Origin of the sequence: Senegalimassilia anaerobia JC110 (genome assembly GCF_000236865.1) — a bacterium.
GTDB classification, from domain to species: Bacteria; Actinomycetota; Coriobacteriia; order Coriobacteriales; family Eggerthellaceae; genus Senegalimassilia; species Senegalimassilia anaerobia.
Window position 1 is genome coordinate 473,139 of the sequence record NZ_HE611014.1, and the last position, 19,825, is coordinate 492,963.

Sequence of the window (19,825 nt, forward strand, 5' to 3'; positions counted from 1 at the left end):
GCATAGCGGCCCTTTTTGCGTGATGCAGGGTTGGGAAAGCGAGTCTGCAGCAGTCTGGCAGGTGCGGGTTAGTTTGCCGTAGCAGCGCTTCTCCGGCTCTAAAGCCGGCGGTCGCGGGAAGGTTAGCGTTGCCATGTGCCCCGTCAAACCGCTGTCTTCAAGCTAAAACGCACCTGGAGTATGGCCATTGTGTGCGAACTGCTATGGAATTAGGTGCAAAACATGGAGAAGTAAGCGTGCATTGACCCGCATGATACAATTTTGAGCTGTTATCTGTGTGTTATGTAGGAAAGAGCAACTATGGACTTAGCGAAACAAGCGCAAATCGTCGACTCCATTCATGATACGTTACACGATTTCGTCGGTCAACGCCTGAAAGTGCGCGCCAACATGGGCCGCTCCAAGATCGTCGAGAGCGAGGGCACGCTCATGCAGGTGCACCCGCAGCTGTTCATCATGGAAGTGGATCGCAAGCGCGGCCGCACCGCCCGTCAGTCGTACCAGTACGTCGACGTGCTCACCGGCATGGTCGAGCTGTCGCAGAACGGCGAGCCGCTGTTCGAGCCTTTCGTTCCCGAAGGCGACGAGCCGGGCGTGGAGTCTCCTCTCATGGAGGAACGTGTCCTGTCGTAAGCGGTTTCAACCGTGAACTTTTTGCGGATGCCCGCGAAGAAGTGTTTGACAAACAGCGTTTGAACGAGGAAAATACATTCTCGCGCAAAGCGCAATACCCATGGGGATGTAGCTCAGCTGGGAGAGCATTACGTTCGCAACGTAGGGGTCGTGGGTTCGAATCCCATCATCTCCACCATGGAAATGCAAAGGCCGTCGGTCCCACCGGCGGCCTTTTTCTTTCCCAAAAGCGCGTGGGCTCGGACACTTTGGGGACGTAGCACTAAGTGTCCAAATCGACGAGAATCGGCGAGAGCGGTTTTGATAGCGCTAATGCAAGGCGGTATCTTTCGTTGCTGCCTGCCCGCCGGTTTGCGGCGCAGGCCCATTTAACTACTGAAGGAGCATCATGGCTGGTCTGAAGGCGGTTTTGTTCGACAACGATGGCACGCTGGTTGATTCTCGCGAGCTGCTTTTGGCAAGCTTTCACTATGCGGGCCCTGCGGTGCTGGGCCGCCAGCTTAGCGACGAGGAATATCTGCAGAAGGTGGGGCAGCCGCTGGCCGTGCAGGTCAAGGACTACACGGACGACCCGGTGCTGCAGGAGCGGTTCTGCGAAGCGTATCGAGCGCACAACAAAACGGTGCACGATAAGATGATCAAGGCGTTCCCCGGAACGGTTGAGGCGCTGGCGGAGCTCGCAAGCGCGGGCCTGAAGCTGGGTGTGGTGACGTCGAAGCGCCATGCGGTTGCCTGGCGCGGGCTCGAGGTGGTGGGCGCCGCGTCGTATCTGGATTGCTGCGTGGGCTGGGACGATATCGAACGTCCGAAGCCCGATCCCCAGCCGGTGGTCCGCGGTTGCGAGCTGCTGGGGTTCGATCCCAGCGAGTGCCTGTACGTCGGCGACGCCCCGTTCGACCTGCAATCCGGTAACGCGGCAGGTGCGAGCACCGCGGCGGTGACCTGGGGCATGTTCAACGAGCCCACCCTGACAGCCGAGCGCCCCTCGTTCGTTTCGCACACCTGGGACGAGCTGATCGCAAGCACGCTGGCGTTGCTCTAGCTTTCGGCATCTGCGGGGCATCGGACACTTCGGGCGGACACATTGGGGACGTAGCGTTAAGTGTCCAATCCGGTAGCGCCATGAGGTCGGACACTTAACGCTACGTCCCCTAAGTGCTACGTCTCTTAAGTGTCCGCTGAAGTGTCTGGTGGCGCTGCTCTAGCGCTTGCGGTTATCGTGCGGAAGTGCGGATGCGGCGTTGTTTGCGGCTTTGGGGCGGTATACTTGCCGCGTGATTGATGGACAGTTCGAAAACCTCCTGTCGGTAAACAAAACTAGGTACCTTGCCCGCTGATCGTGGCGGGCGTTTTGCGCGACGGCGCGATTTTATCGGCGGGGGTGAACAGCTTCCGCTGCATCGTTGCAGGTTGTCGCGCATTTCGAGAAGGGCCTTTCCGACGGCGGTTTTCGCTTGATGGAAGGGCTTTTGCTATGTATGGGCTGAAAACGGAGAGCAGCTTCGACGCTGCGCATTTCCTGACCGATTACCACGGCAAGTGCGAGAACCTGCACGGTCATCGCTGGCGCGTGGTGGCGTATCTCGAGCAGGCCGACCTGCAAACCGAGGGCACGCATAAGGACATGGTCATCGACTTCGCGGACTTCAAGCACGCGCTGCGTGACCTTACCGAGGAACTCGACCACTCGTTCGTGGTAGAGGAGGGCTCGCTCATGCCCAAAACCCTTGATTGCCTGCGTGAGGAGGGGTTCACGCTGTCGATGATGCCCTTCCGCACCACCGCGGAGAACCTGGCGCGCTACTTCTTCGGCAAGCTTGCCGAGCAGGGCTTCCCCGTGTCCCAGGTTGATGTGTACGAAACGCCGAACAACTGCGCGATCTATCGTGCGTAACGAAGCTATGACCTGCGAAAACGAAAACGCAACGGCAACCTACGGCAGCCTGCACGACGCGTTCTCGGCGTCGCAGCGCCGAAGCGCCGACCAGCCTGGCTCCCAGGCAACCATGCCGGTTGCGGAGCGGTTCGTCAGCATCAACGGCGAAGGGGCGTGCGCGGGCAAGCTGGCGGCGTTCATCCGATTCGCCGGCTGCAATCTGCGTTGCGGTTACTGCGACACCATGTGGGCAAACGTTCCGGGTGCCGCGGCGAAGGGCGAAACCCCCGAGCAGTTGGCGGCGTGGGTGCGGCAGACCGGCGTGGAATGTGTGACGCTTACCGGCGGCGAGCCGGTGCTGCAGCCGCTGCTGCCGCAGCTGGTGGAGCTGCTGCTGGTCGAACCCGGCCCGAACGGGCGCGGCCTGCGTGTGGAGATTGAGACGAACGGCGCCGCCGACCTGGGCGAACTTGCCGCGTTGCGCGCGCGTATCGGTGACGCTGCGCCCGGCATGCTTTCCTTCACCGTAGACTGGAAGCTGCCGTCAAGCGGCATGGAGCAGCAGATGCTGCCCGCGAACTTCCGCCTGCTCGACACGCGCGACACGGTGAAGTTCGTGTGCGGGCAGGGCGATTTGCCGCGCGTTTTGGAAGTTGCCCGGCAGCTCGATCTGCCGGGGCGCGTGCCGGTGTACCTGAGCCCGTGCTTTGGGGACATCGAGCCGGCGCGCATCGTTGAATTCATGCAAGAGAACCAAATGACCTGGGCAACCGCCCAAGTGCAGCTGCACAAGGTCATTTGGCCCGATGTTGAGAGGGGCGTGTAAGGATGGGCATTTTCGAGGGACAGGCGTTCTCCTCGTTCGCGGCTGCGGCCGCCAACGCGCGCGAGAACCTGCGCGTGCACGGGACGCTGGGCGAGGACCCGGCGCCGCGCGACGAGAACGGCAAGGTGTGCGGCGAGAACCCGCAAAAGGCGCTCGTGCTCAGCAGCGGCGGCGTGGATTCCAGCACGCTTCTGGCCTTGGCGGTCAAGCGCTTCGGCGCGGAGAACGTGTTCGCCCTGAGCATCTCCTACGGCCAGCGTCACGAGAAGGAGATCGAAAGCGCGAAGGCCGTCGCCGCGCATTACGGCGTCGAGCAGCGCTTCCTCGACCTTTCCGCCATCTTCGCCGATAGCGATTGCAGCCTGCTCGAGCATTCCTCGCAAGACGTTCCCGAGGAAAGCTACGCCGAGCAGATCGACGAGGCGGACGGCTCTACGGTCAGCACGTACGTGCCGTTCCGCAACGGGCTGTTCCTGTCGAGCGCCGCGTCCATGGCGCTGTCGCTGGGCGCGAGCGTGCTGTTCTACGGCGCGCACCACGACGATTGGGCCGGCGACGCTTATCCCGATTGCTCCATCGAGTTCGTGAACGCCATGAACCTTGCCATCACGCAGGGCACGGCGGGCCAGCTGCACATGGAGGCGCCCTTCGTGTCCTGGTCGAAGGCCGATATCGTGAAATGCGGTCTTGAGCTGGACGTTCCCTACGAGCTTACGTGGAGCTGCTACGAGGGCGGCGAGCGTCCGTGCGGCAAATGCGGCACATGCATCGACCGCAACCGCGCTTTCGAGGCCAACGGCATGCGCGACCCGCTGCTCGACAAATTGGACGCCCAAGGGTAGGGCGCTGCCGCTAGAAGGGGCGCCTTCCGCTGCGCGGCGGCCGTTTACCCAGCAGTCCCGAACCCATACAACCCTCGCGGCCCTTCCGGCCGCGCTTCCCAAGGAGAACCTATGACCAACGAAAAACCTGCGCGCGTCGGCATCGACGACCTGTCGCTCCTGGGCAACCAGGGCGTGCAGTATCCGCAAACTTACGATCCCGGCGTGCTCGAGACGTTCGACAACAAGCACCCCGGCAACGACTACTTCGTGAAGTTCAACTGCCCGGAGTTCACGGCGTTGTGCCCGATCACCGGCCAGCCCGACTTCGCCACCATCTACATCTCCTACGTGCCCGACGTGCGCATGGTGGAGAGCAAGAGTCTGAAGCTGTACCTGTTCAGCTTCCGCAACCATGGCGACTTCCACGAGGATTGCGTCAACGTGATCATGAAGGACCTGATCGCGCTGATGGACCCGAAGTACATCGAGGTGTGGGGCAAGTTCCTGCCGCGCGGCGGCATCTCCATCGATCCGTACTGCAACTATGGCAAGCCCGGCACACGCTGGGAGCAGGTTGCCTGGGATCGCCTGGCAAACCACGACCTGCACCCTGAGGCCGTGAACAACCGCTAGCAGCGCTTGACGCCCGCAGACATCGCCGTCTGCGGGCGTTTTTCATGCGGGATCGCATACATTTGCGTGTTTTTGGCAGGAACCATATGCGTGCGTTGACCTGGGAAAACGTTGCATAACACCGGGTCATCAGCCGATTATAAACGTGCGCGAGTGCGTGCGATTTCTCTATCGGATACAATGTTGGCATGCAAAAATCCACGTACATATCTATGACCGATGCCTTGCGGGCGCGTCCTGCGCTGGCGCGTGGCGTGTCGCTGGCGAACAAGGTCATCACCGACGTCGTGTATGTGGCGTATCCGTGCCTGCTTGTGTGGCTGGCGTATGCGGCGGCAACCGGCGCAGCCGGCGCGGCGGGCATGCTGCTCCGTGCCGCGCTGGTACCGGGCATCTCGTTCGTGCTGGTCACCGTGCTGCGCAAGGAGATCAACGCGCCACGTCCGTATGAGGTGTTCGACGCCGCTCCCGTCATCCCGAAGGATACGCGCGGCAATTCGTTCCCTAGCCGGCACGCATTCAGCATCTTCGTCATAGCCATGACGTTTTGCGCCTGCTGTCCGCTTGCATGGGCGGGGCCGGTCATGCTGGCTGCCGGGGTGTTGCTGGCGGTCATCCGTGTGGTATCGGGCGTGCACTTCCCTTGCGATGTCGTGGTGGGGGCTTTGTTGGGCATGCTTGCAGGTTTTGTGGGTCTCTGGATTCTTTAGCGGCGGGTTGATACAGTTATTGATATTAAATATCGATATTGGTTTGCTGATACCGTTCGTTTCGTTTCAGAGGGGGCGGATATGCTGAAGGTTTCGAAGCGTACGTTGCTTTTAGTCGCCGGCATCGTTTGGCTTATCGCCGGTGGGAACATCGCCTGGCTGGGCATCCGGTCGTTCGCTCAGATGGATCAGGGAATCTGGTGGCTGCTCGTCATCGGCGCCGTTGGGGTGTTCACGTTGTTCCACGTCAAGGTATTCTCGAAGATGGTCGGTAAGCATGCCGTTCGCATTGCCGGTTACGAGGCCGATCGCGTGGGCGTGTGGAACTTCTTCGATGTACCGGGTTATGCCATGATGGTCATCATGATGACCGGCGGCATCTCCCTTCGCGCGTTCGGCCTGGTCCCTGTGTGGTTCATCGCGTTCTTTTACACCGGTCTGGGCATTGCGCTGGCGCTTTCCGGCGCAAGCTTCCTTATCCGTTTCGCGCGCCGCGGCAACCGTCCCGCCCCGTGCCCGTTGGTTCCTCGTGCAGCTTCGCGCGGATAATCGCTTCTCATTACATGATTCCGCTTTATCACGAAGGCCCGCTCGTTTGAGCGGGCCTTCGCTTTGCTACCGGGAAATCCTGGCGAAAGGGGATCCTGGCAAGGGAGTTGTTCCGATCAGGGGGCATCTCACGAAGCTGCCCCCCAGTCGCGGCTATGGCGCCGCTCCGCTGGGGAAACGGAAGCGCCATAGCGTTTGGAGGGTTGCCGCCTGGCGGGGCTTTCGCTTCCAGCTGGGGAAATAGGGGCTGGTAGCGCCACCCCCCGCCATGGGCGTTCAGTCGTTGGAGGGCTACTTGATGGCTTCGAAGCCGGCTGTCAGGTCGGCGATGATGTCGTCGATGTTCTCGGTGCCGATGGACAGGCGCACGGTGGTGGGCTTGATGCCGGCGGCCAGCAGCTCGTCCTCGGTCAGCTGGGAGTGCGTGGTGGATGCCGGGTGGATGACCAACGACTTCACGTCGGCAACGTTCGCCAGCAGGCTGAACAGGCTCAAGGACTCGGTGAACTTGCGCGCGTCGTCGGCGGTGCCCTTCACGTCGAAGGTGAAGATGGAGCCGGCGCCGTTCGGGTAGTACTCATCGTAGAGCTCCTTGGCGCGGCCGGTCGCCAACGCCGGATGGTTCACGGAAGCAACCTGCGGATGGTTGTTCAGGAACTCCACCACCTTCAGCGCATTCTCCACATGGCGGTCGACGCGCAGGGACAGCGTCTCCAGGCCAAGCAGCAGCAACCATGCGTTGAACGGGGAGAGCGTGGCGCCCTGGTCGCGCAGCAGCGTGGCGCGGGCCTTCGTGATGTAGGCTGCGGGGCCTGCGGCCTCGGTGAATACGACGCCGTGGTAGCTGGGGTTGGGCTTTGCCACGCCGGGGAACTTATCGGCGTTCGCAGCCCAGTCGAACGTACCGGCATCGGTGATCACGCCGCCCATGGCCGTGCCGTGGCCGCCGATGAACTTGGTGGCGGAGTGGACGACCACGTCGGCGCCGTGCTCGATGGGGCGCAGCAGGTAAGGCGTGGAGAAAGTGGCGTCCACGATTAGCGGCACGTTGTGGCGGTGCGCGATGTCGGCCCATGCCTCAAGGTCGAGCACGTCGGAGTTGGGGTTGCCCAGCGTCTCGGCGTAGAGCAGCTTGGTGTTGTCCTGGATGGCGGCTTCGACGGCGTCCAGGTCGGCCGGGTTGACGAACGTGGTGGAAAGCCCCTGCTCGGCCAGCGTGTGCTCGAACAGGTTCAGCGTTCCACCGTACAGGTTGGTGGAGGACACGATGTGATCGCCGGCGGTGGCGATGTTCTGCACGGCGATGGTGATGGCGGCGGAACCGGTCGCCACGCCTAGGGATCCGACGCCGCCTTCGAGTGCGGCAACGCGCTCCTCGAAGGTGCTGACCGTGGGGTTGGTCAGGCGGCTGTAGATGTTGCCGGGCTCGGTCAGGCCGAAACGGCCGGCGGCGGTGGCGGCATCCTTGAACACGAAGGACGAGGTCAGGTAAATCGGCACGGCGCGGGCGTCGGTTGCCGGATCGGGCTGCTCCTGTCCGGCGTGCACTTGCAGGGTTTCGAATGCGTACTTCTGCTTCTCAGACATCTGGCTATCTCCTAAATCGATTACTATGGCTTTCTTGTTCTCATATAGCGTGATGACGGTTGTAAGTTATACCGAAGCAAAGGAAGTGGGTCAATAGGAATATAGGAGATTCCGTCCGCGGGGTATTTCGAAATTCAGATACCTAGTTTTTCATGCTCTCGATAAGCCTAGCGAATAAATGGGAAATAACGCTTTGAATATGCCCTATGGGGGTATACAAGTGCTACAATCGCCTTGTACTGTTAACCAAAGCTAAGAAAGGTGGGACCATGATCGCGACCGTGATCATCTGCATTATCATCGCCATTGCCGTCGTTTTCGCAGCCAGAAGGGCCGTTCGCACGTTCTCGGGTGATGGCTCATGCTGCGGCGGGAAGAGCGCGAAGAAGGTCAAGCGCACGCATGTCGAGGATACGGACGAGGCAAACTATCCGTATGCGACGGATGTGTCGATCGGCGGTATGACGTGCGAGAGATGCTCCGCCGCGGTTGAGAATGCGCTGAACGGTATCGACGGCGTGTGGGCGCGGGTCGATTTGGCGGCGAAGAACGCGCACGTGTTGTCCAAGCAGCCGCTCGACATGGACTGCGTGAAGGATGTCGTTCGCGAAGCCGGCTACTACGTGATCCAGCGCTAGCTGCGCGCCCGTCGCAAGGCGAGCGACCGCATGCGGTGGGCCGTTTCGCTGGGCGGGTTGCGCAAACGGCGAGGGGGATCCTGGCTAAGGCATTATACGGAGCGGCTTGTCCGCTAGCGCGAAAAAAAGGGCTTCCCTTGGGAGGCCCTTTTCCATGGTTGATCGTCGGTTTCGCGAATCGCCGGGGATCGTAAGCTGCGCTATGCCAGCAGCGCGCCAAGGCGCATGCATTCGGCGGCGGCGTCATCGTCGGGATAGTCCTTGGCGATGACGCTGTCCACCACGTTCAGGCCGGCCTCGTCGGCGCGCTGCTCCCACAGCTCCATCCATTCGCCGTCGTTCCAATCGTAGGAGCCGAACAGGGCCACCTTCTGGCCGGACAGCGCGGGTTCGACCTCATCGTACATGGGCAAGAACTCGGTGTCCTCAAGCTCCTCGTCGCCCATGGCCGGGCAGCCGAAGGCGAACGCGTCGAAGTCACCGATACGGTCGGCGCTGAAATCGTTGCATTGCACCAGGTCGGCGGTACCGCCCGCCGCGCGCACGCCCTGCGCCACCAAATCCGCCATGGCCTCGGTGTTGCCCGTGCCGCTCCAGTACACCACTGCTACTTTGCTCATCTGCATATCCTTTCATTTGTAAGGGAAGCGTCGGTCTTGTGCCGAACGGCAGACGCGCTTCGTGTGAGCGCGCCGGCCGTTCGGCGCGAATGCGGCAAGGGTGCGTTTCGCCGCTGGCGCTCGTTGCTTGCGGCGTTTGCGTGCTTGCCGCATTTGCACCCGCGAACACAGGTTACACCGCTGCTGCGAACGCCTCCTGGGCGGGGAAGTTCTCGTCGAGGGCGGCAAGGCAGTCGATGGGTACGCCCTCATCGAACAGGTCCTCGTAGGCTGCGGTGCAGGTTTTGTAGCAGCAGAAGCATGCCTGCGCATCGCGGGCGCGGCTGTAGACCTTCCAGCAGCCGCTGCATAGGCTGTTCTCGCCCTTGTTCTCGATGAAGCCCACCACGTCGTCATAGGGGTAGCCCAAGAAGAACCCGATCTCGTGCGGGAACGCGCAGCTGCCGGAAAGCGTGGCCGCCAGGTCGGTGCCGCAGATGCGGCGGTGCAACTTGGCGATGCAGGCGGAAAGATCGGACGGGTCGTATCCTTCATCTTGCAGGTAGCCGAAGACATCGGGTTGCGCAAGATATGCCCTCAGCATTGTTGGACGGTACACGTACAACAAAAGGCCGGTTTTGCGTCGTGCCAACACCTCGATGCGCACGCCGCAAGGCTCCAGCTTTTTACGACATATTCCCAGTTCCTGGGCGAATTTGGTGGAGTTGAGAGTATCGGGCTCCATACTTTTGCCCGGGAACGCGTCGGCATCGATGCCTTCGCGGTATACGAACATGTTCGCCGGCTTCAGTCCAGCCAGCGCAGGGGAGCAGTGATGCACCAGCTTGCGCTCAAGATCGGCGGTGCGGCTCGGCTTCGCACCAGATGCGCCTATGATCACGGCGACTCCTTCCCATTCATGTAATCCGTGGCTAACATAGTAAGCATAAGTAAGCCACAGTCAACATGTTTAGGTAATCTTCGCAAAAGTTTTCGTGTGTAAGGTGGATGCGGCCGGGAAGCGGCGGCGCGGGCCGATGCCGGTAGATGCGATGGCGCCATTCGAGCAGGTCCGCTGCCGGATGTGGCCGCGTCATTCGAGCAGGCACGGCAGCGGGCAATGCAGCGCCTGCGCCTTGCGCCCCCGCCCTACACCAGCGTCAGAGCGATGAGGGTGGCGGCGATCACGCCAAGGATGATGGTGAGGGCGTTCGCGAAACCGGCCAGGCCGCCGTCGCCGCCCGACATCTGGGTATACATAGGCGCAAGTGCGCTCGCCGGACTCCACACCAGCAGCGTGAGCAGGGCGCGCATGACGTCGTCGACCGGAAGCGCCAGCCAAACGATGCAGGTCAGCACCACGCTGAATGCTGCGCGCAGGCTCACCAGACGTGCCACCTTCGTCATGCGCTCGCGCGAGACGGAGAAGCTCATCATGAGCCCCAGCATGAACATTGCTAGAAACGAGTTGGCGTTGGCAATGGGCTCGGTGAAGGCTACCAGCTCGGAGGGCAGGCGAACTCCCGCCACCGATAGCACGATGATCAGCAGGTACGTGTCGAAGGGCAGGCTGGAGAACAGCCGCTTGGCAACGAAACGCACCGGATGCTGGATGCGCGAGCCTCCGGCGATCAGGCCGGTGAGCGCATAGGAGCCGCCGGCCATCATGAACGCGTTGCCGGCATCGTAGAGGCAGGTGGCCACGGCCATGGTGGGCGAGAAGATGGCCTGCACGAACGGCAGCGCGAAGCACCCCAGGTTGAATCCGCAGCCGTTGAGCAGGTAGAACGCGCGGTCCTCGCGATTGGTCCGCGTGGTGATGGCGAAGGTGACCAGGTACGCGCCGAAGGCGAAAACGAAGCCGAGCGGCACGAGCAGCAGCATCTGCGGCGAGAAGTCGGCGGCTCCGAACGCGTGCAGCACCGCGCAAGGCAGCGTGAACGTGAACACGATCTTCGACACGAACTCGCCGGGCATGTTGCCGAGCTTGTCGGTGTGGCCCATGCAGTAGCCTGCGACGATGATGCAGACAAAGGCGAATACCTTGATGAGTGCGGTTTCCATGCTTTCCTTTTCTCCTAGGCCCCTTCGAGAAGCCCGTCGGCGTTTTCCTGCAAAAGACGGGAAAACGCGCAAACCCCCAACCAAATCGAATCCCGAAAGAAACCGGTCAGGGGCCTGCGCGTTGTGCGACTTGCGTATGCGGTTGTAGGGCGAGGGGCTTATGCGGCAGCTTCATCCCCTCGCCGGGGTTGCCTTACAGATGCGCGTTGATGAGCTTGGGGCGGAAGCCCTCGCCTTCGAGCGCCTTGACGATCTGCCGCTTGTGATCGGTGCCGAACGCCTCGATGGTGACGCGCAGCTCCACGGCGGCCTGGCGGTTCGTGGTGACGAACTGGTTGTGGTCCAGGCGGATGACGTTGCCCTTGTTGTCGGCGATGACCTGCGCCACGCGTACCAGCTCGCCGGGACGGTCGGGCAGAAGCACCGACACGGTGAAGATACGGTCGCGCTGGATCAGGCCGTGCTGCACAACCGAGGACATGGTGATGACATCCATGTTGCCGCCGGAGAGGATGGAGACGACCTTCTTGCCCTGGAAGTCCAGGTGGCGAAGGGCGGCCACGGTGAGCAGGCCGGAGTTCTCCACGACCATCTTGTGGTTCTCGACCATATCCAGGAACGACGCGATCAGCTCGTCGTCATCGACGGTGATGATGCCGTCGAGGTTCTCTTGGATGTAGGGGAAGATCTTGTCGCCGGGCTCGAGCACCGCGGTGCCGTCGGCGATGGTGTTGGCGCGCGGCAGCTTCACCACGTGGCCCGCCTCAAGGGAGGCCTTCATGCATGCTGCGCCGGAAGGCTCCACGCCGATGACCTTGATGTGGGGGTTGAGCAGCTTGGCCAACGTGGACACGCCCGTGGCAAGCCCGCCGCCGCCGATGGGCACCAAGATGTAGTCGACGAGCGGCAGCTCCTGCACGATCTCCATGGCGATGGTGCCCTGGCCCGTGGCGACGCCCAGGTCGTTGAACGGGTGGATGAACGTGTAGCTGTTCTCCTCGGCAAGTTTGAGCGCGTGCTCGTAGGCTTCGTCGTAGACGTTGCCGGCCAGCACCACGTCGGCGCCCAGGGCCTTGGTGCGCTCGACTTTGATGAGCGGGGTGGTGGTGGGCATGACGATGGTGGCCTTGACGCCGTAATGCTGCGCGGCGTAGGCGACGCCCTGCGCGTGGTTGCCGGCTGATGCGGTGATCAGGCCGTGCGCACGCTCCTCGTCGGTCAGCGTGCTGATCTTATAGTAGGCGCCGCGCACCTTGTATGCGCCGGTGCGCTGCATGTTCTCGGGCTTGAAGAACACGCGGTTGCGGGAAATCTCGCTGAAGTAGGGGCTTTCAATAAGCTTCGTCTCCTGTGTAACTTCCTTGACTTTGGCTGCGGCTTCTTCGAATGCGTCCAGCGTCAGCATAGCTTCACCCCTTTTTGGTTTTCGGTTCGCGGCGGTCTAGTGTCGGTGAACATCATAGCCTTGCAGGCGCTACAATGGGGAGGTTCCATATCAGCGCGACAAAATTCGACGCTTTGCCTAGGTTTAAGGCTTGGTGCAAGGTACGAGAGACGCTGTCCGGTATCCGGACAGTTAGTGCTACGTCCCCATGTGTCAGCTTGGGGGGCGGAGCGTGTGAAGCGCTGCCGTTTCGCGCGCAAGCGCGCATGTTGGGGCGCAACGCCCCGGAAAGGAAGACCATCATGAAGGTCATCGCCACCCCGAACGCCCCCGCGGCCATCGGCCCCTACGTGCAGGGCCGCGTGTGCGGCAATCTGCTGTTCGCCAGCGGCCAGATCGCGCTGTCCCCGGAGACCGGCGAGCTTGTCGGCACCACCATCGAGGAGCAGACGGCGCAGGTCATGAAGAACGTGGCCGCCATCCTTGCCGAGGCCGGCACCGACTTCGACCACGTGCTGAAGGCCACGTGCTTCCTGGACGACATCGACGACTTCGCCGCGTTCAACGCCGAGTACGCCAAGTCCTTCGGCGATGCCCGCCCGGCCCGCTCCGCCGTGGGCGTGGCAAAGCTTCCCAAGGGCGCCCTGGTCGAAGTCGAGGTAATCGCCGAAGTGTAGGGGCCCTGCTTGCTGCGAGCGGCGCCGTGCGCGGGGCGAGCGGTGTGCGCGCTAGAGATTGTCTGCAGCCTTGGCGCGTGCGCCGGGCGCTGCCCTACCATGTACGCGATGAAAAGCCCGACCAGGCAGCTCGGCTTTGAGCGTTCGCTCCCGCCGTGCGATGCTTTCGGGCCGCAACCTACCTGTGAGGAGCAATCGCATGTGCGGAATCGTCGGTTTCACGGGCACGCGCCCGGCGCAGGGCATCCTGATCGAGGGCCTGTCGCGCCTTGAGTATCGCGGCTACGATAGCGCCGGAGTGGCCATCTACCAGGATGGCAAGCTTGAGGTGGTGCACCGCAAGGGCAAGGTTTCCAGCCTTGCGCACACGCTGGGGCATTTCAACTTCGAGGGCGCGTGCGGCATCGGCCACACGCGCTGGGCAACCCACGGCCGCCCGAGCGAGGCCAACGCCCATCCGCACACCAGCTGCGACGGCCGCATCGCCGTGGTGCACAACGGCATCATCGAGAACTTCGCCGACCTGCGCGAGGAACTGCAGGCGGCGGGGCATTCCTTCACCAGCGACACCGATACCGAGGTGGTGCCGCATCTGATCGAGCAGGCGCTGCGCGATGGAGCGCCCGACCTGCTGTCCGCCGTCCGTTCCGCATGCGAGCGCCTGGTGGGCGCCTACGCGCTGGCCGTCGTGTCCGCCGACGAGCCGGGCACCATCGTGGCCACGCGCAAGGATTCCCCGCTGGTGGTGGGCCAGGGCGCCGAGGGCGCCTATGTTGCCAGCGACATCATCGCCATGATCGACGCCACGCGCGATGTGGTGGTCATGAACGACGGCGAGCTGGCCAAGCTCACGCCCGAAGGCGTGACGTACTACACCGCCGCCGGCCAGGTCATCGAGAACCCCAAGGTCACGCACGTTGATTGGAACCTCGACGTGGCCGAGAAGGGCGGATACCCTGACTTCATGCTCAAGGAGATCCACGAGCAGCCGCGCGTCATCCGCGACACGCTGGCGGGCCGTCTGGTGGGCGGCGCCCTTTCCATCGATGAGCTGGACCTTTCCGTGGAGGAGCTCAACCTCATCGACCGCGTCTACATCATCGCGTGCGGCACCAGCTACCATGCCGGCCTCATTGCGAAGAACCTCATCGAGGGCTGGGCGCGCATCCCCTGCGAGTGCGAGGTCGCAAGCGAGTTCCGCTACCGTAACCCCATCATCACGCCCACCACGCTCGTGGTGGCGGTCTCCCAGTCCGGCGAAACGGCCGACACGCTGGCGGCCATCCGCGACGCCCGCGTGAAGGGCGCGCGCGTGTTCGGCATCACCAACGTGGTGGGAAGCCCCGTGGCGCGCGAGTCCGACGGCGTCATCTACACGAAGGCCAACAAGGAGATCGCCGTGGCCTCCACGAAGTCTTTCCTGGGCCAAGTGGTCTCGCTCACGTTGCTTGCCATGCTGTTGGCGCAGGTCAAGGGCAAGTTGAAGATGAACCAGATCCGCCTGCTGTTCCGCGAGCTCGCCGACACCGCCGAGCAGGTAGAGCGCATCCTGGCCGAGTGCGGCCCGGCGGTCGAGGAGGCCGCGCAGGCGTGCAAGGACGCTCGCAGCGCGCTGTTCGTGGGCCGCGGCATGGGCGCGGCGGTCAGCCGCGAGGGCGCTCTGAAGCTCAAGGAGATCAGCTACCTGCACGCCGAGTCCTATCCGGCCGGCGAGATGAAGCACGGCCCCATCGCGCTGATCGACGAGGGCTTCCCCGTCATCGCCGTGGCGACGAAAAGCCCCGTCTACGACAAGCTGGTGTCCAACCTGCAGGAGAGCAAGGCGCGCGGCGCCATGGTGGTGGCCATCGCCACCGAGGGCGACGAGGAGGTCCGCAAGCACGCCGATCACGTCATCTACATCCCGAAGGTGCGCGACGCGTTCTCGGCCATCACGGCCAGCGTGCCGCTGCAGCTGCTCGCGCGCGCCATCGCCGTGGCCCGCGGCTGCGATGTCGATCAGCCGCGCAATCTGGCGAAAAGCGTGACGGTGGAGTAGGTTCGCGTACAATAAGGGCAACGTTGGTGCGGGCGCCGTTCGGGCGCCCGCTTGCTTTACAGGGAGGTCGCTTGTGGTCGAGGACGCGAAAGTAGCGGGCGAGGGCCGGCAGGACAGCGCATCGTCGCAGGTGGAAGCCGCGTTCGGCGCCGTTGAGGGGGCCGTGGGCCTGGGCGTGGACATCGTGGAGATCGAGCGTATGCGCAAGATCCTCAAGCGGTCCCCCGCGTTCGCGCGCAAGGTGTTCAGCGCCGAGGAGTGCCGCTATTGCGATGCCACCGCGCAGCCGGCCGTCCATTACGCCACGCGCTTCGCGGCGAAGGAGGCGGTGCTCAAGGCGTTGGGCACGGGCTTCTCCCAGGGCATCGGCGCGCGCGATGTAGAAGTGCGCCGAACGTCGAAGGGTCGCCCGTACGCCGTGCTCACCGGCCGTGCCAAGCAGGTGGCGCAGGCGCTCGGCGTGCGCGAGCTGCCGCTTTCGCTGTCGTATACGCACACCGATGCGGTGGCGTGCGCCATGGCCATCACCGAGGGGTCGGTGCGCGCGCAGCAGGAGCGGCGCGACCCGATGGAGGAGCTGGCGCGCCAGTTCAAGGAGGCGCGCACCATGCTCGACGACCTGGATGCGGCAGCGCCTGCGCCCGCGCAGCCCCAGGTGCCCGATGCGCATTCGGCCATGGGCATGGTCCGCGACGCGCAGGGGGAGGCCGATTAGGAGCGGCGCGACCCCATGGAGGAGCTGGCGCGCCGGTTCAAGGAGGCGCGCACCATGCTCGACGACCTGGATGCGGCAGCGCCTGCGCCCGCGCAGCCCCAGGTGCCCGATGCGCATTCGGCCATGGGCATGGTCCGCGATGCGCAGGGCGGAGGCCGATTGGCGGTCGCGCCAGGCTCGGTGGCCGCTTCTCGCAAGTTGAACGCTGGCGCGAAGCGGGGCGTATGTTGGCCGCGGGGTGTGAATTGCGAAGAATCGCTCGTTTTGGCCCCTGCGGGACATAACGAGCGATTCTTCGCGTTTTCTGAGGCGCGGGATGGACAATTTGGACGGTATTTCGTGCGAATGGGGGGCGCGGTGCGAATAATCGTTTCTTTTGGCCCGCTCAGTGGCGAAGAACCGTTCATTTTGGCCGCCGAGGGACAAAATGAACGGTTCTTGTCTGGGCGAATTTGCGAATCCGTCACCCCGGCGTGTTCGTTCGCTTGTTGAGCAGGGATCGCTTGCTGCGGCAGTCTCATTTTCGCGCTTGTGACGTTACAGTCTGGCGAGGTTAGATGGCGCACAATCTAGGCGCTCGTTTACCTGGGGAAAGCACGCGCGCTTGATGGTCGCGGCAGATGAATGCCGCCGGGTATGGCGGCGCCCTTGCCCGCCGGCGCCGGGTATGGCAATGCCCTTGCCCGCCGGGTGCGGAGTGCCCTTTCCCGTTGGAGTCGCTGCATCAACAAACTGGTTTGTCGAAAAGCTCGCTGTAGGCGACCTACGCTGTGCCGCGCGCGTCGAATGCGAAAGCGGCGCGTGTGCTTCGGTGGAAAGCGGAAAACCTCTTATAGTTTGCATGCCTGGACTTGCGCGGAACCTTGTTCATGTGCGTTCTCCGGATCGGCGCTGGCTTGGCGATCTTGCCCGCAATGGCGCTACTCGCTGTAACGGGCGCTTTCCCAAATCGGTTGGCTGCTCAGACGCTTGCGAAGCTCGATTTGCCGACGGTCGTAGTGTTCGCTCTTTGGCCTGATGCGCGTTCCGAGAAGCCGCGCGACAGTTGCGCCGACCCTTTTGAATTCCGACCTGTCGCGAAACGTCTGGTTTCCCACGGTGATGACCGTGATTCCCAGGCGGAGCAGCGCATTTCTTCGTGCGGCATCCGAAGCGATGCGCTCGGATCCGGAGTGCTCGGCATCGCTGTCGTACTCAATGGCGAGCTTTGCTTGCTCCCAATAGAGGTCGCAAAGGAAATAGCTTCTATTGAGCGCCTTTTGCTCTGCTGCGTTGAGCGGGATGAAACGGTTTAGCGAAGGCTGGGGGAGTCCCATTCCGCCGATTTTGCAGGGGAGCGTAAGTGCGAGCGCAACTTTCGTTTCGGCAGGCGACGCTGATCGGTCGAGCACGTGATCGAGCGCCCATCGTGCGATTTTGATCCCGTTTGCCCCCTGGTTTTCGCAAACGACCGCGCCGAGCTTTTCGCGCGTGGTGATGGCATTGCGCTGAAAGAACCCTCCGCGTGCCTGGCGGTCGATGGAATACGTTGCGCACAATTCGCACCCTAAACGCACGGTATCGATCTTGCCGAGCGCAGTCGCCGATTGGACGAAGGCGAGTTCGGGAGAGCAAACGTAAACGTCATCTGCGATTCTATAGAGCGCCCGTGCTACGGGCGGGGACCAAACGTGGCAGCGGAAGCGCGTGCTGTTATGGAGCGGTTTCGTGGCAGCGATATGCAACGGGATGCTGGCGCACTGTTTTAGAAGCTGCTCAGCGCGGCGGCGGTCGTCGATGGTGGGGCCCGCGGACGGGAGTTCGGTTGCTGCATGGGCAGACGTGGCCTTGGGCTTGAGCGATTCGTGCGCAAGCCAGTACTCGATTGCTGAAATATGTGAGATCACAATGGTCATGCAATCTAAGGTATCAGAGTATTTCCCCAGGTAGATTGAGAATTTTGCGGTGCAAGGAAAGGGGAAGGTTTTGGTAGGGGTCAGGGAAGGGATCGGCAAGGCTTGCGTAAGGGATCGGCAAGGTTTGCGCAAGATAGTTGTGGTATGGGTATGCGGGCATTTCTTCGGACCGGTTATGCAGCCAGCCACAGGCTCCTGCGGTGTCGCATCGGGCTCGGCCAGCCCAGCTTCTTCTTCGGCCTCCGCTCATTCTAATGTCTGAGGTAGGCGTCGAGAATGCGGCAGAATTCGGGAAGCGTCATGCCGGACCAGTCGCGATGGCGATAGAACCCGATTCCTGTTATCAGTGTTCTTAAGCCTGGCGAAGAAGCCCTCCATCACCGAGATCGATGACGGGAGTGCTGCTTGTTGGGCATGGGAATGGGCTGTCGTGTAGGGTGCGCGATGCGAAAAACCGTCGGTTTTGGTCGCTGGCGGTCAAAACAGACGGTTTTTCGCGGTATCGGAAGTGAGAAACGGACGATTTTGCCGGTTGTTCGCGTATGGGCTTCCCGATAGCGCAAATAATCGCGTGTTTTGGCCTTGAGGCTGCGAAGAATCGTCAATTTTGACCGCAGCTGGACAAAGTTGACGATTCTTCGCAGCGGGAACTCGCTGCTCGGCTCGGCTACTGCTCTGGGAACTCGCTGCTCGGCTCGATTAACATCCCGAAGTCCGATGGTCGGCTCGGTTGACGCTCCGGAGCCCGGTTTTCGTCCCGGCGCGCGCTGGGGTCCTGGCATGCGTCGGGGGTTCCGGCATGCGCTGGGGGCTCTGGCATGCGCTGGCGGGCTCTGGCGCGCTGGGGGCTCTGGCGCATGCTGGGGGTTCGGCTTTCCCTGGCGATTGACGCGGTTGCGCTTGTGCTTGGGGTGGTGTTGCGGTTTGCGTGTTGCCCCGGGCTTCCTGTTTGCGGGGCTGCTCGCGGTGGCGAACGCCATGTTTTACTTCGCTCTTACGTGGTTGGAGTACACTGGGTGCGAGCATATGCGTGCGTAGCGCTTGGCGAATGGAGGACGGATGCAGCGAGCGAAGAAGTATACGTTGGAGCAGGTGGCGGCATTGCTTCCGTGGCCTGACGACCTGGCGAACAAGTATTCGCGCGGCAAGTTGACGTTGGTCGCCGGTTGCGCCGACTATCCAGGCGCCGCATGTCTTGCGGCGGTTGCCTCGCAGCGCATGGGCGCGGGGTATACCGAAGTTGCTTGCTCGCCCGAATCCGTCGCGGCGGTGCGTGCGGCAAGCCCGTCGCTTGTGGTGCGCGCGTGGGACGAGCTGGCGGCGTACGCGCAGCTTGATCCTGATGAACGGGGGAGTGTCGCTGGCAGACCTGCCGCGGTTCAGGCTGCGCCCGCAAGCTCGGACGGGCGGGCGGGCGCGTATCGCGCATGCCGATCGGGTCGTCCGGTGCATGCGGCGCCGCGCCCGAAAGCGCTTGGTCCCGCGGCGCCCCGTCATCCGCTGGCGTTCCTCGTCGGCAGCGGCCTCGATGCCGCAGATCCTCTTTCCGCCCAGCTGACCTGCACCGTTCTCGAAGGCGCGGCCGCTGCGGTGCTTGTCGACGGCGGCGGTCTTGACGCGCTGACCGCTCCCGAAGGCCGCCTGCTGCTGCGCCGCCGCTTCATCGACGGCTTGCCCACGGTCATCACGCCGCACGCGGGAGAGGCCGCGCGCCTTGCCGCTCCGCTGGCCCTGCCTACCGACGACCCGGCGCAGTTGGCGTTGTTGCTTTCGCAAGCTTATGGCGTGACCGCCATGGTGAAAGGCCCCGTTACCTATATATCTGACGGTGAAACCATCGTGCGCATGTCGGATGGAACCTCTGCCTTGGCAAAGGCGGGAACGGGCGATGTGCTTGCCGGCATGGCCGCGGCGCTGCTTGCGCAGGGTTTGGCCCCGGTAGACGCGTGCGTGCTTGCTTCGGCGCTGCACGCGCGGGCGGCGCGAGCGGCGGCAAAGCGCCTGACCAGCATTTGCGTAACCGCTGAAGACGTGGTGGCCGCCATTCCCGAGGCGATCGCCTCGTTGTCGTAGCGCCCCGCTGCGATAGGTGGGCGGGCTTACGGATGCTGTTGCAATCCGACGAAGATCGGGCGAATGTGCATCGCGTATCTGCAGCGCGCCTGCGAAGGGTCGGG

General features: G+C 62.9%; 20 protein-coding genes and 1 tRNA gene. 15 read left to right on the top strand and 6 right to left on the bottom strand.

Going from position 1 to position 19,825, the window contains the following annotated elements:
- Positions 1 to 300 precede the first annotated feature (300 nt).
- From SFHG_RS01910 to SFHG_RS01950, 9 genes are all read left to right on the top strand, one after another.
- Positions 301 to 633 (top strand): Veg family protein, encoded by a 333-nt coding sequence (locus SFHG_RS01910; RefSeq protein WP_042432722.1) that lies wholly within the window; start codon positions 301 to 303, stop codon positions 631 to 633.
- Positions 634 to 735: 102 nt separating this feature from the next.
- A tRNA-Ala gene (locus tag SFHG_RS01915) sits at positions 736 to 811 on the top strand.
- 210 nt (positions 812 to 1,021) lie between these two features.
- On the top strand, positions 1,022 to 1,675 hold the full coding sequence (locus SFHG_RS01920; protein ID WP_042432724.1) for an HAD family hydrolase: 654 nt from the start codon (positions 1,022 to 1,024) through the stop codon (positions 1,673 to 1,675).
- Positions 1,676 to 2,107: 432 nt separating this feature from the next.
- Positions 2,108 to 2,527 (top strand): 6-pyruvoyl trahydropterin synthase family protein, encoded by a 420-nt coding sequence (locus SFHG_RS01925; RefSeq protein WP_042432726.1) that lies wholly within the window; start codon positions 2,108 to 2,110, stop codon positions 2,525 to 2,527.
- Positions 2,528 to 2,534: 7 nt separating this feature from the next.
- A complete protein-coding gene (locus SFHG_RS01930; protein ID WP_202898037.1) occupies positions 2,535 to 3,335 on the top strand; it encodes a radical SAM protein in 801 nt (266 codons plus the stop codon).
- Positions 3,336 to 3,337: 2 nt separating this feature from the next.
- The gene (queC, locus tag SFHG_RS01935) at positions 3,338 to 4,177 is read left to right on the top strand and encodes a 7-cyano-7-deazaguanine synthase QueC (RefSeq protein ID WP_081468881.1); all 840 of its coding nucleotides are present in this window, start codon (positions 3,338 to 3,340) and stop codon (positions 4,175 to 4,177) included.
- A gap of 111 nt (positions 4,178 to 4,288) precedes the next feature.
- Positions 4,289 to 4,792: a preQ(1) synthase gene (gene queF, locus SFHG_RS01940; protein WP_042432729.1), complete on the top strand. Its 504-nt coding sequence runs from the start codon at positions 4,289 to 4,291 to the stop codon at positions 4,790 to 4,792.
- Positions 4,793 to 5,004: 212 nt separating this feature from the next.
- Positions 5,005 to 5,502, top strand: coding sequence for a phosphatase PAP2 family protein (locus tag SFHG_RS01945; RefSeq protein ID WP_202898038.1), 498 nt, complete (start codon positions 5,005 to 5,007; stop codon positions 5,500 to 5,502).
- Positions 5,503 to 5,583: 81 nt separating this feature from the next.
- The gene (locus tag SFHG_RS01950; RefSeq protein ID WP_042432733.1) at positions 5,584 to 6,051 is read left to right on the top strand and encodes a hypothetical protein; all 468 of its coding nucleotides are present in this window, start codon (positions 5,584 to 5,586) and stop codon (positions 6,049 to 6,051) included.
- 291 nt (positions 6,052 to 6,342) lie between these two features.
- Here SFHG_RS01950 and SFHG_RS01955 read toward each other — a convergent pair whose 3' ends face one another.
- The gene (locus tag SFHG_RS01955) at positions 6,343 to 7,638 is read right to left on the bottom strand and encodes an O-acetylhomoserine aminocarboxypropyltransferase/cysteine synthase family protein (protein WP_042432736.1); all 1,296 of its coding nucleotides are present in this window, start codon (positions 7,636 to 7,638) and stop codon (positions 6,343 to 6,345) included.
- A 269-nt stretch (positions 7,639 to 7,907) separates the two neighbouring features.
- Here SFHG_RS01955 and SFHG_RS01960 point away from each other — a divergent pair, with 269 nt between their 5' ends.
- The gene (locus tag SFHG_RS01960) at positions 7,908 to 8,276 is read left to right on the top strand and encodes a heavy-metal-associated domain-containing protein (RefSeq protein WP_042432739.1); all 369 of its coding nucleotides are present in this window, start codon (positions 7,908 to 7,910) and stop codon (positions 8,274 to 8,276) included.
- A gap of 200 nt (positions 8,277 to 8,476) precedes the next feature.
- Here SFHG_RS01960 and SFHG_RS01965 read toward each other — a convergent pair whose 3' ends face one another.
- The 4 genes from SFHG_RS01965 to ilvA form a co-directional block, all read right to left on the bottom strand.
- The gene (locus SFHG_RS01965) at positions 8,477 to 8,896 is read right to left on the bottom strand and encodes a flavodoxin (RefSeq protein ID WP_042432742.1); all 420 of its coding nucleotides are present in this window, start codon (positions 8,894 to 8,896) and stop codon (positions 8,477 to 8,479) included.
- Positions 8,897 to 9,068: 172 nt separating this feature from the next.
- The gene (locus SFHG_RS01970) at positions 9,069 to 9,776 is read right to left on the bottom strand and encodes a DUF3793 family protein (protein WP_202898039.1); all 708 of its coding nucleotides are present in this window, start codon (positions 9,774 to 9,776) and stop codon (positions 9,069 to 9,071) included.
- A gap of 248 nt (positions 9,777 to 10,024) precedes the next feature.
- The gene (locus tag SFHG_RS01975) at positions 10,025 to 10,939 is read right to left on the bottom strand and encodes an AEC family transporter (RefSeq protein ID WP_052297768.1); all 915 of its coding nucleotides are present in this window, start codon (positions 10,937 to 10,939) and stop codon (positions 10,025 to 10,027) included.
- 193 nt (positions 10,940 to 11,132) lie between these two features.
- A complete protein-coding gene (ilvA, locus tag SFHG_RS01980; protein ID WP_042432745.1) occupies positions 11,133 to 12,344 on the bottom strand; it encodes a threonine ammonia-lyase in 1,212 nt (403 codons plus the stop codon).
- A 281-nt stretch (positions 12,345 to 12,625) separates the two neighbouring features.
- Between ilvA and SFHG_RS01985 the strand changes: the two genes are divergently transcribed.
- The 4 genes from SFHG_RS01985 to SFHG_RS02000 all read left to right on the top strand — a co-directional run bounded on the left by SFHG_RS01985 (position 12,626) and on the right by SFHG_RS02000 (position 16,245).
- Positions 12,626 to 13,000: a RidA family protein gene (locus tag SFHG_RS01985; RefSeq protein WP_042432748.1), complete on the top strand. Its 375-nt coding sequence runs from the start codon at positions 12,626 to 12,628 to the stop codon at positions 12,998 to 13,000.
- A gap of 199 nt (positions 13,001 to 13,199) precedes the next feature.
- Positions 13,200 to 15,038: a glutamine--fructose-6-phosphate transaminase (isomerizing) gene (gene glmS, locus SFHG_RS01990; RefSeq protein ID WP_042432751.1), complete on the top strand. Its 1,839-nt coding sequence runs from the start codon at positions 13,200 to 13,202 to the stop codon at positions 15,036 to 15,038.
- A gap of 73 nt (positions 15,039 to 15,111) precedes the next feature.
- A complete protein-coding gene (acpS, locus tag SFHG_RS01995) occupies positions 15,112 to 15,753 on the top strand; it encodes a holo-ACP synthase (protein WP_238318243.1) in 642 nt (213 codons plus the stop codon).
- A 15-nt stretch (positions 15,754 to 15,768) separates the two neighbouring features.
- On the top strand, positions 15,769 to 16,245 hold the full coding sequence (locus SFHG_RS02000) for a hypothetical protein (protein ID WP_042432753.1): 477 nt from the start codon (positions 15,769 to 15,771) through the stop codon (positions 16,243 to 16,245).
- Positions 16,246 to 16,673: 428 nt separating this feature from the next.
- Here SFHG_RS02000 and SFHG_RS02005 read toward each other — a convergent pair whose 3' ends face one another.
- A complete protein-coding gene (locus SFHG_RS02005) occupies positions 16,674 to 17,648 on the bottom strand; it encodes a hypothetical protein (protein WP_052297769.1) in 975 nt (324 codons plus the stop codon).
- A gap of 1,059 nt (positions 17,649 to 18,707) precedes the next feature.
- Between SFHG_RS02005 and SFHG_RS02010 the strand changes: the two genes are divergently transcribed.
- Complete coding sequence (locus tag SFHG_RS02010) at positions 18,708 to 19,721, top strand: ADP-dependent NAD(P)H-hydrate dehydratase (protein WP_042432755.1); 1,014 nt, start codon at positions 18,708 to 18,710, stop codon at positions 19,719 to 19,721.
- Positions 19,722 to 19,825: the final 104 nt, after the last annotated feature.

What these genes read in the sequence shown, in the direction of transcription:
- SFHG_RS01910 (WP_042432722.1), top strand. Translation starts at nt 301, where the DNA reads ATGGACTTAGCGAAACAAGCGCAAATCGTCGACTCCATTCATGATACG.
- SFHG_RS01920 (WP_042432724.1), top strand. Translation starts at nt 1,022, where the DNA reads ATGGCTGGTCTGAAGGCGGTTTTGTTCGACAACGATGGCACGCTGGTT.
- SFHG_RS01925 (WP_042432726.1), top strand. Translation starts at nt 2,108, where the DNA reads ATGTATGGGCTGAAAACGGAGAGCAGCTTCGACGCTGCGCATTTCCTG.
- SFHG_RS01930 (WP_202898037.1), top strand. Translation starts at nt 2,535, where the DNA reads ATGACCTGCGAAAACGAAAACGCAACGGCAACCTACGGCAGCCTGCAC.
- queC (WP_081468881.1), top strand. Translation starts at nt 3,338, where the DNA reads ATGGGCATTTTCGAGGGACAGGCGTTCTCCTCGTTCGCGGCTGCGGCC.
- queF (WP_042432729.1), top strand. Translation starts at nt 4,289, where the DNA reads ATGACCAACGAAAAACCTGCGCGCGTCGGCATCGACGACCTGTCGCTC.
- SFHG_RS01945 (WP_202898038.1), top strand. Translation starts at nt 5,005, where the DNA reads ATGACCGATGCCTTGCGGGCGCGTCCTGCGCTGGCGCGTGGCGTGTCG.
- SFHG_RS01950 (WP_042432733.1), top strand. Translation starts at nt 5,584, where the DNA reads ATGCTGAAGGTTTCGAAGCGTACGTTGCTTTTAGTCGCCGGCATCGTT.
- SFHG_RS01955 (WP_042432736.1), bottom strand. Translation starts at nt 7,638, where the DNA reads ATGTCTGAGAAGCAGAAGTACGCATTCGAAACCCTGCAAGTGCACGCC.
- SFHG_RS01960 (WP_042432739.1), top strand. Translation starts at nt 7,908, where the DNA reads ATGATCGCGACCGTGATCATCTGCATTATCATCGCCATTGCCGTCGTT.
- SFHG_RS01965 (WP_042432742.1), bottom strand. Translation starts at nt 8,896, where the DNA reads ATGAGCAAAGTAGCAGTGGTGTACTGGAGCGGCACGGGCAACACCGAG.
- SFHG_RS01975 (WP_052297768.1), bottom strand. Translation starts at nt 10,939, where the DNA reads ATGGAAACCGCACTCATCAAGGTATTCGCCTTTGTCTGCATCATCGTC.
- ilvA (WP_042432745.1), bottom strand. Translation starts at nt 12,344, where the DNA reads ATGCTGACGCTGGACGCATTCGAAGAAGCCGCAGCCAAAGTCAAGGAA.
- SFHG_RS01985 (WP_042432748.1), top strand. Translation starts at nt 12,626, where the DNA reads ATGAAGGTCATCGCCACCCCGAACGCCCCCGCGGCCATCGGCCCCTAC.
- glmS (WP_042432751.1), top strand. Translation starts at nt 13,200, where the DNA reads ATGTGCGGAATCGTCGGTTTCACGGGCACGCGCCCGGCGCAGGGCATC.
- SFHG_RS02000 (WP_042432753.1), top strand. Translation starts at nt 15,769, where the DNA reads ATGGAGGAGCTGGCGCGCCGGTTCAAGGAGGCGCGCACCATGCTCGAC.
- SFHG_RS02005 (WP_052297769.1), bottom strand. Translation starts at nt 17,648, where the DNA reads ATGACCATTGTGATCTCACATATTTCAGCAATCGAGTACTGGCTTGCG.
- SFHG_RS02010 (WP_042432755.1), top strand. Translation starts at nt 18,708, where the DNA reads ATGCAGCGAGCGAAGAAGTATACGTTGGAGCAGGTGGCGGCATTGCTT.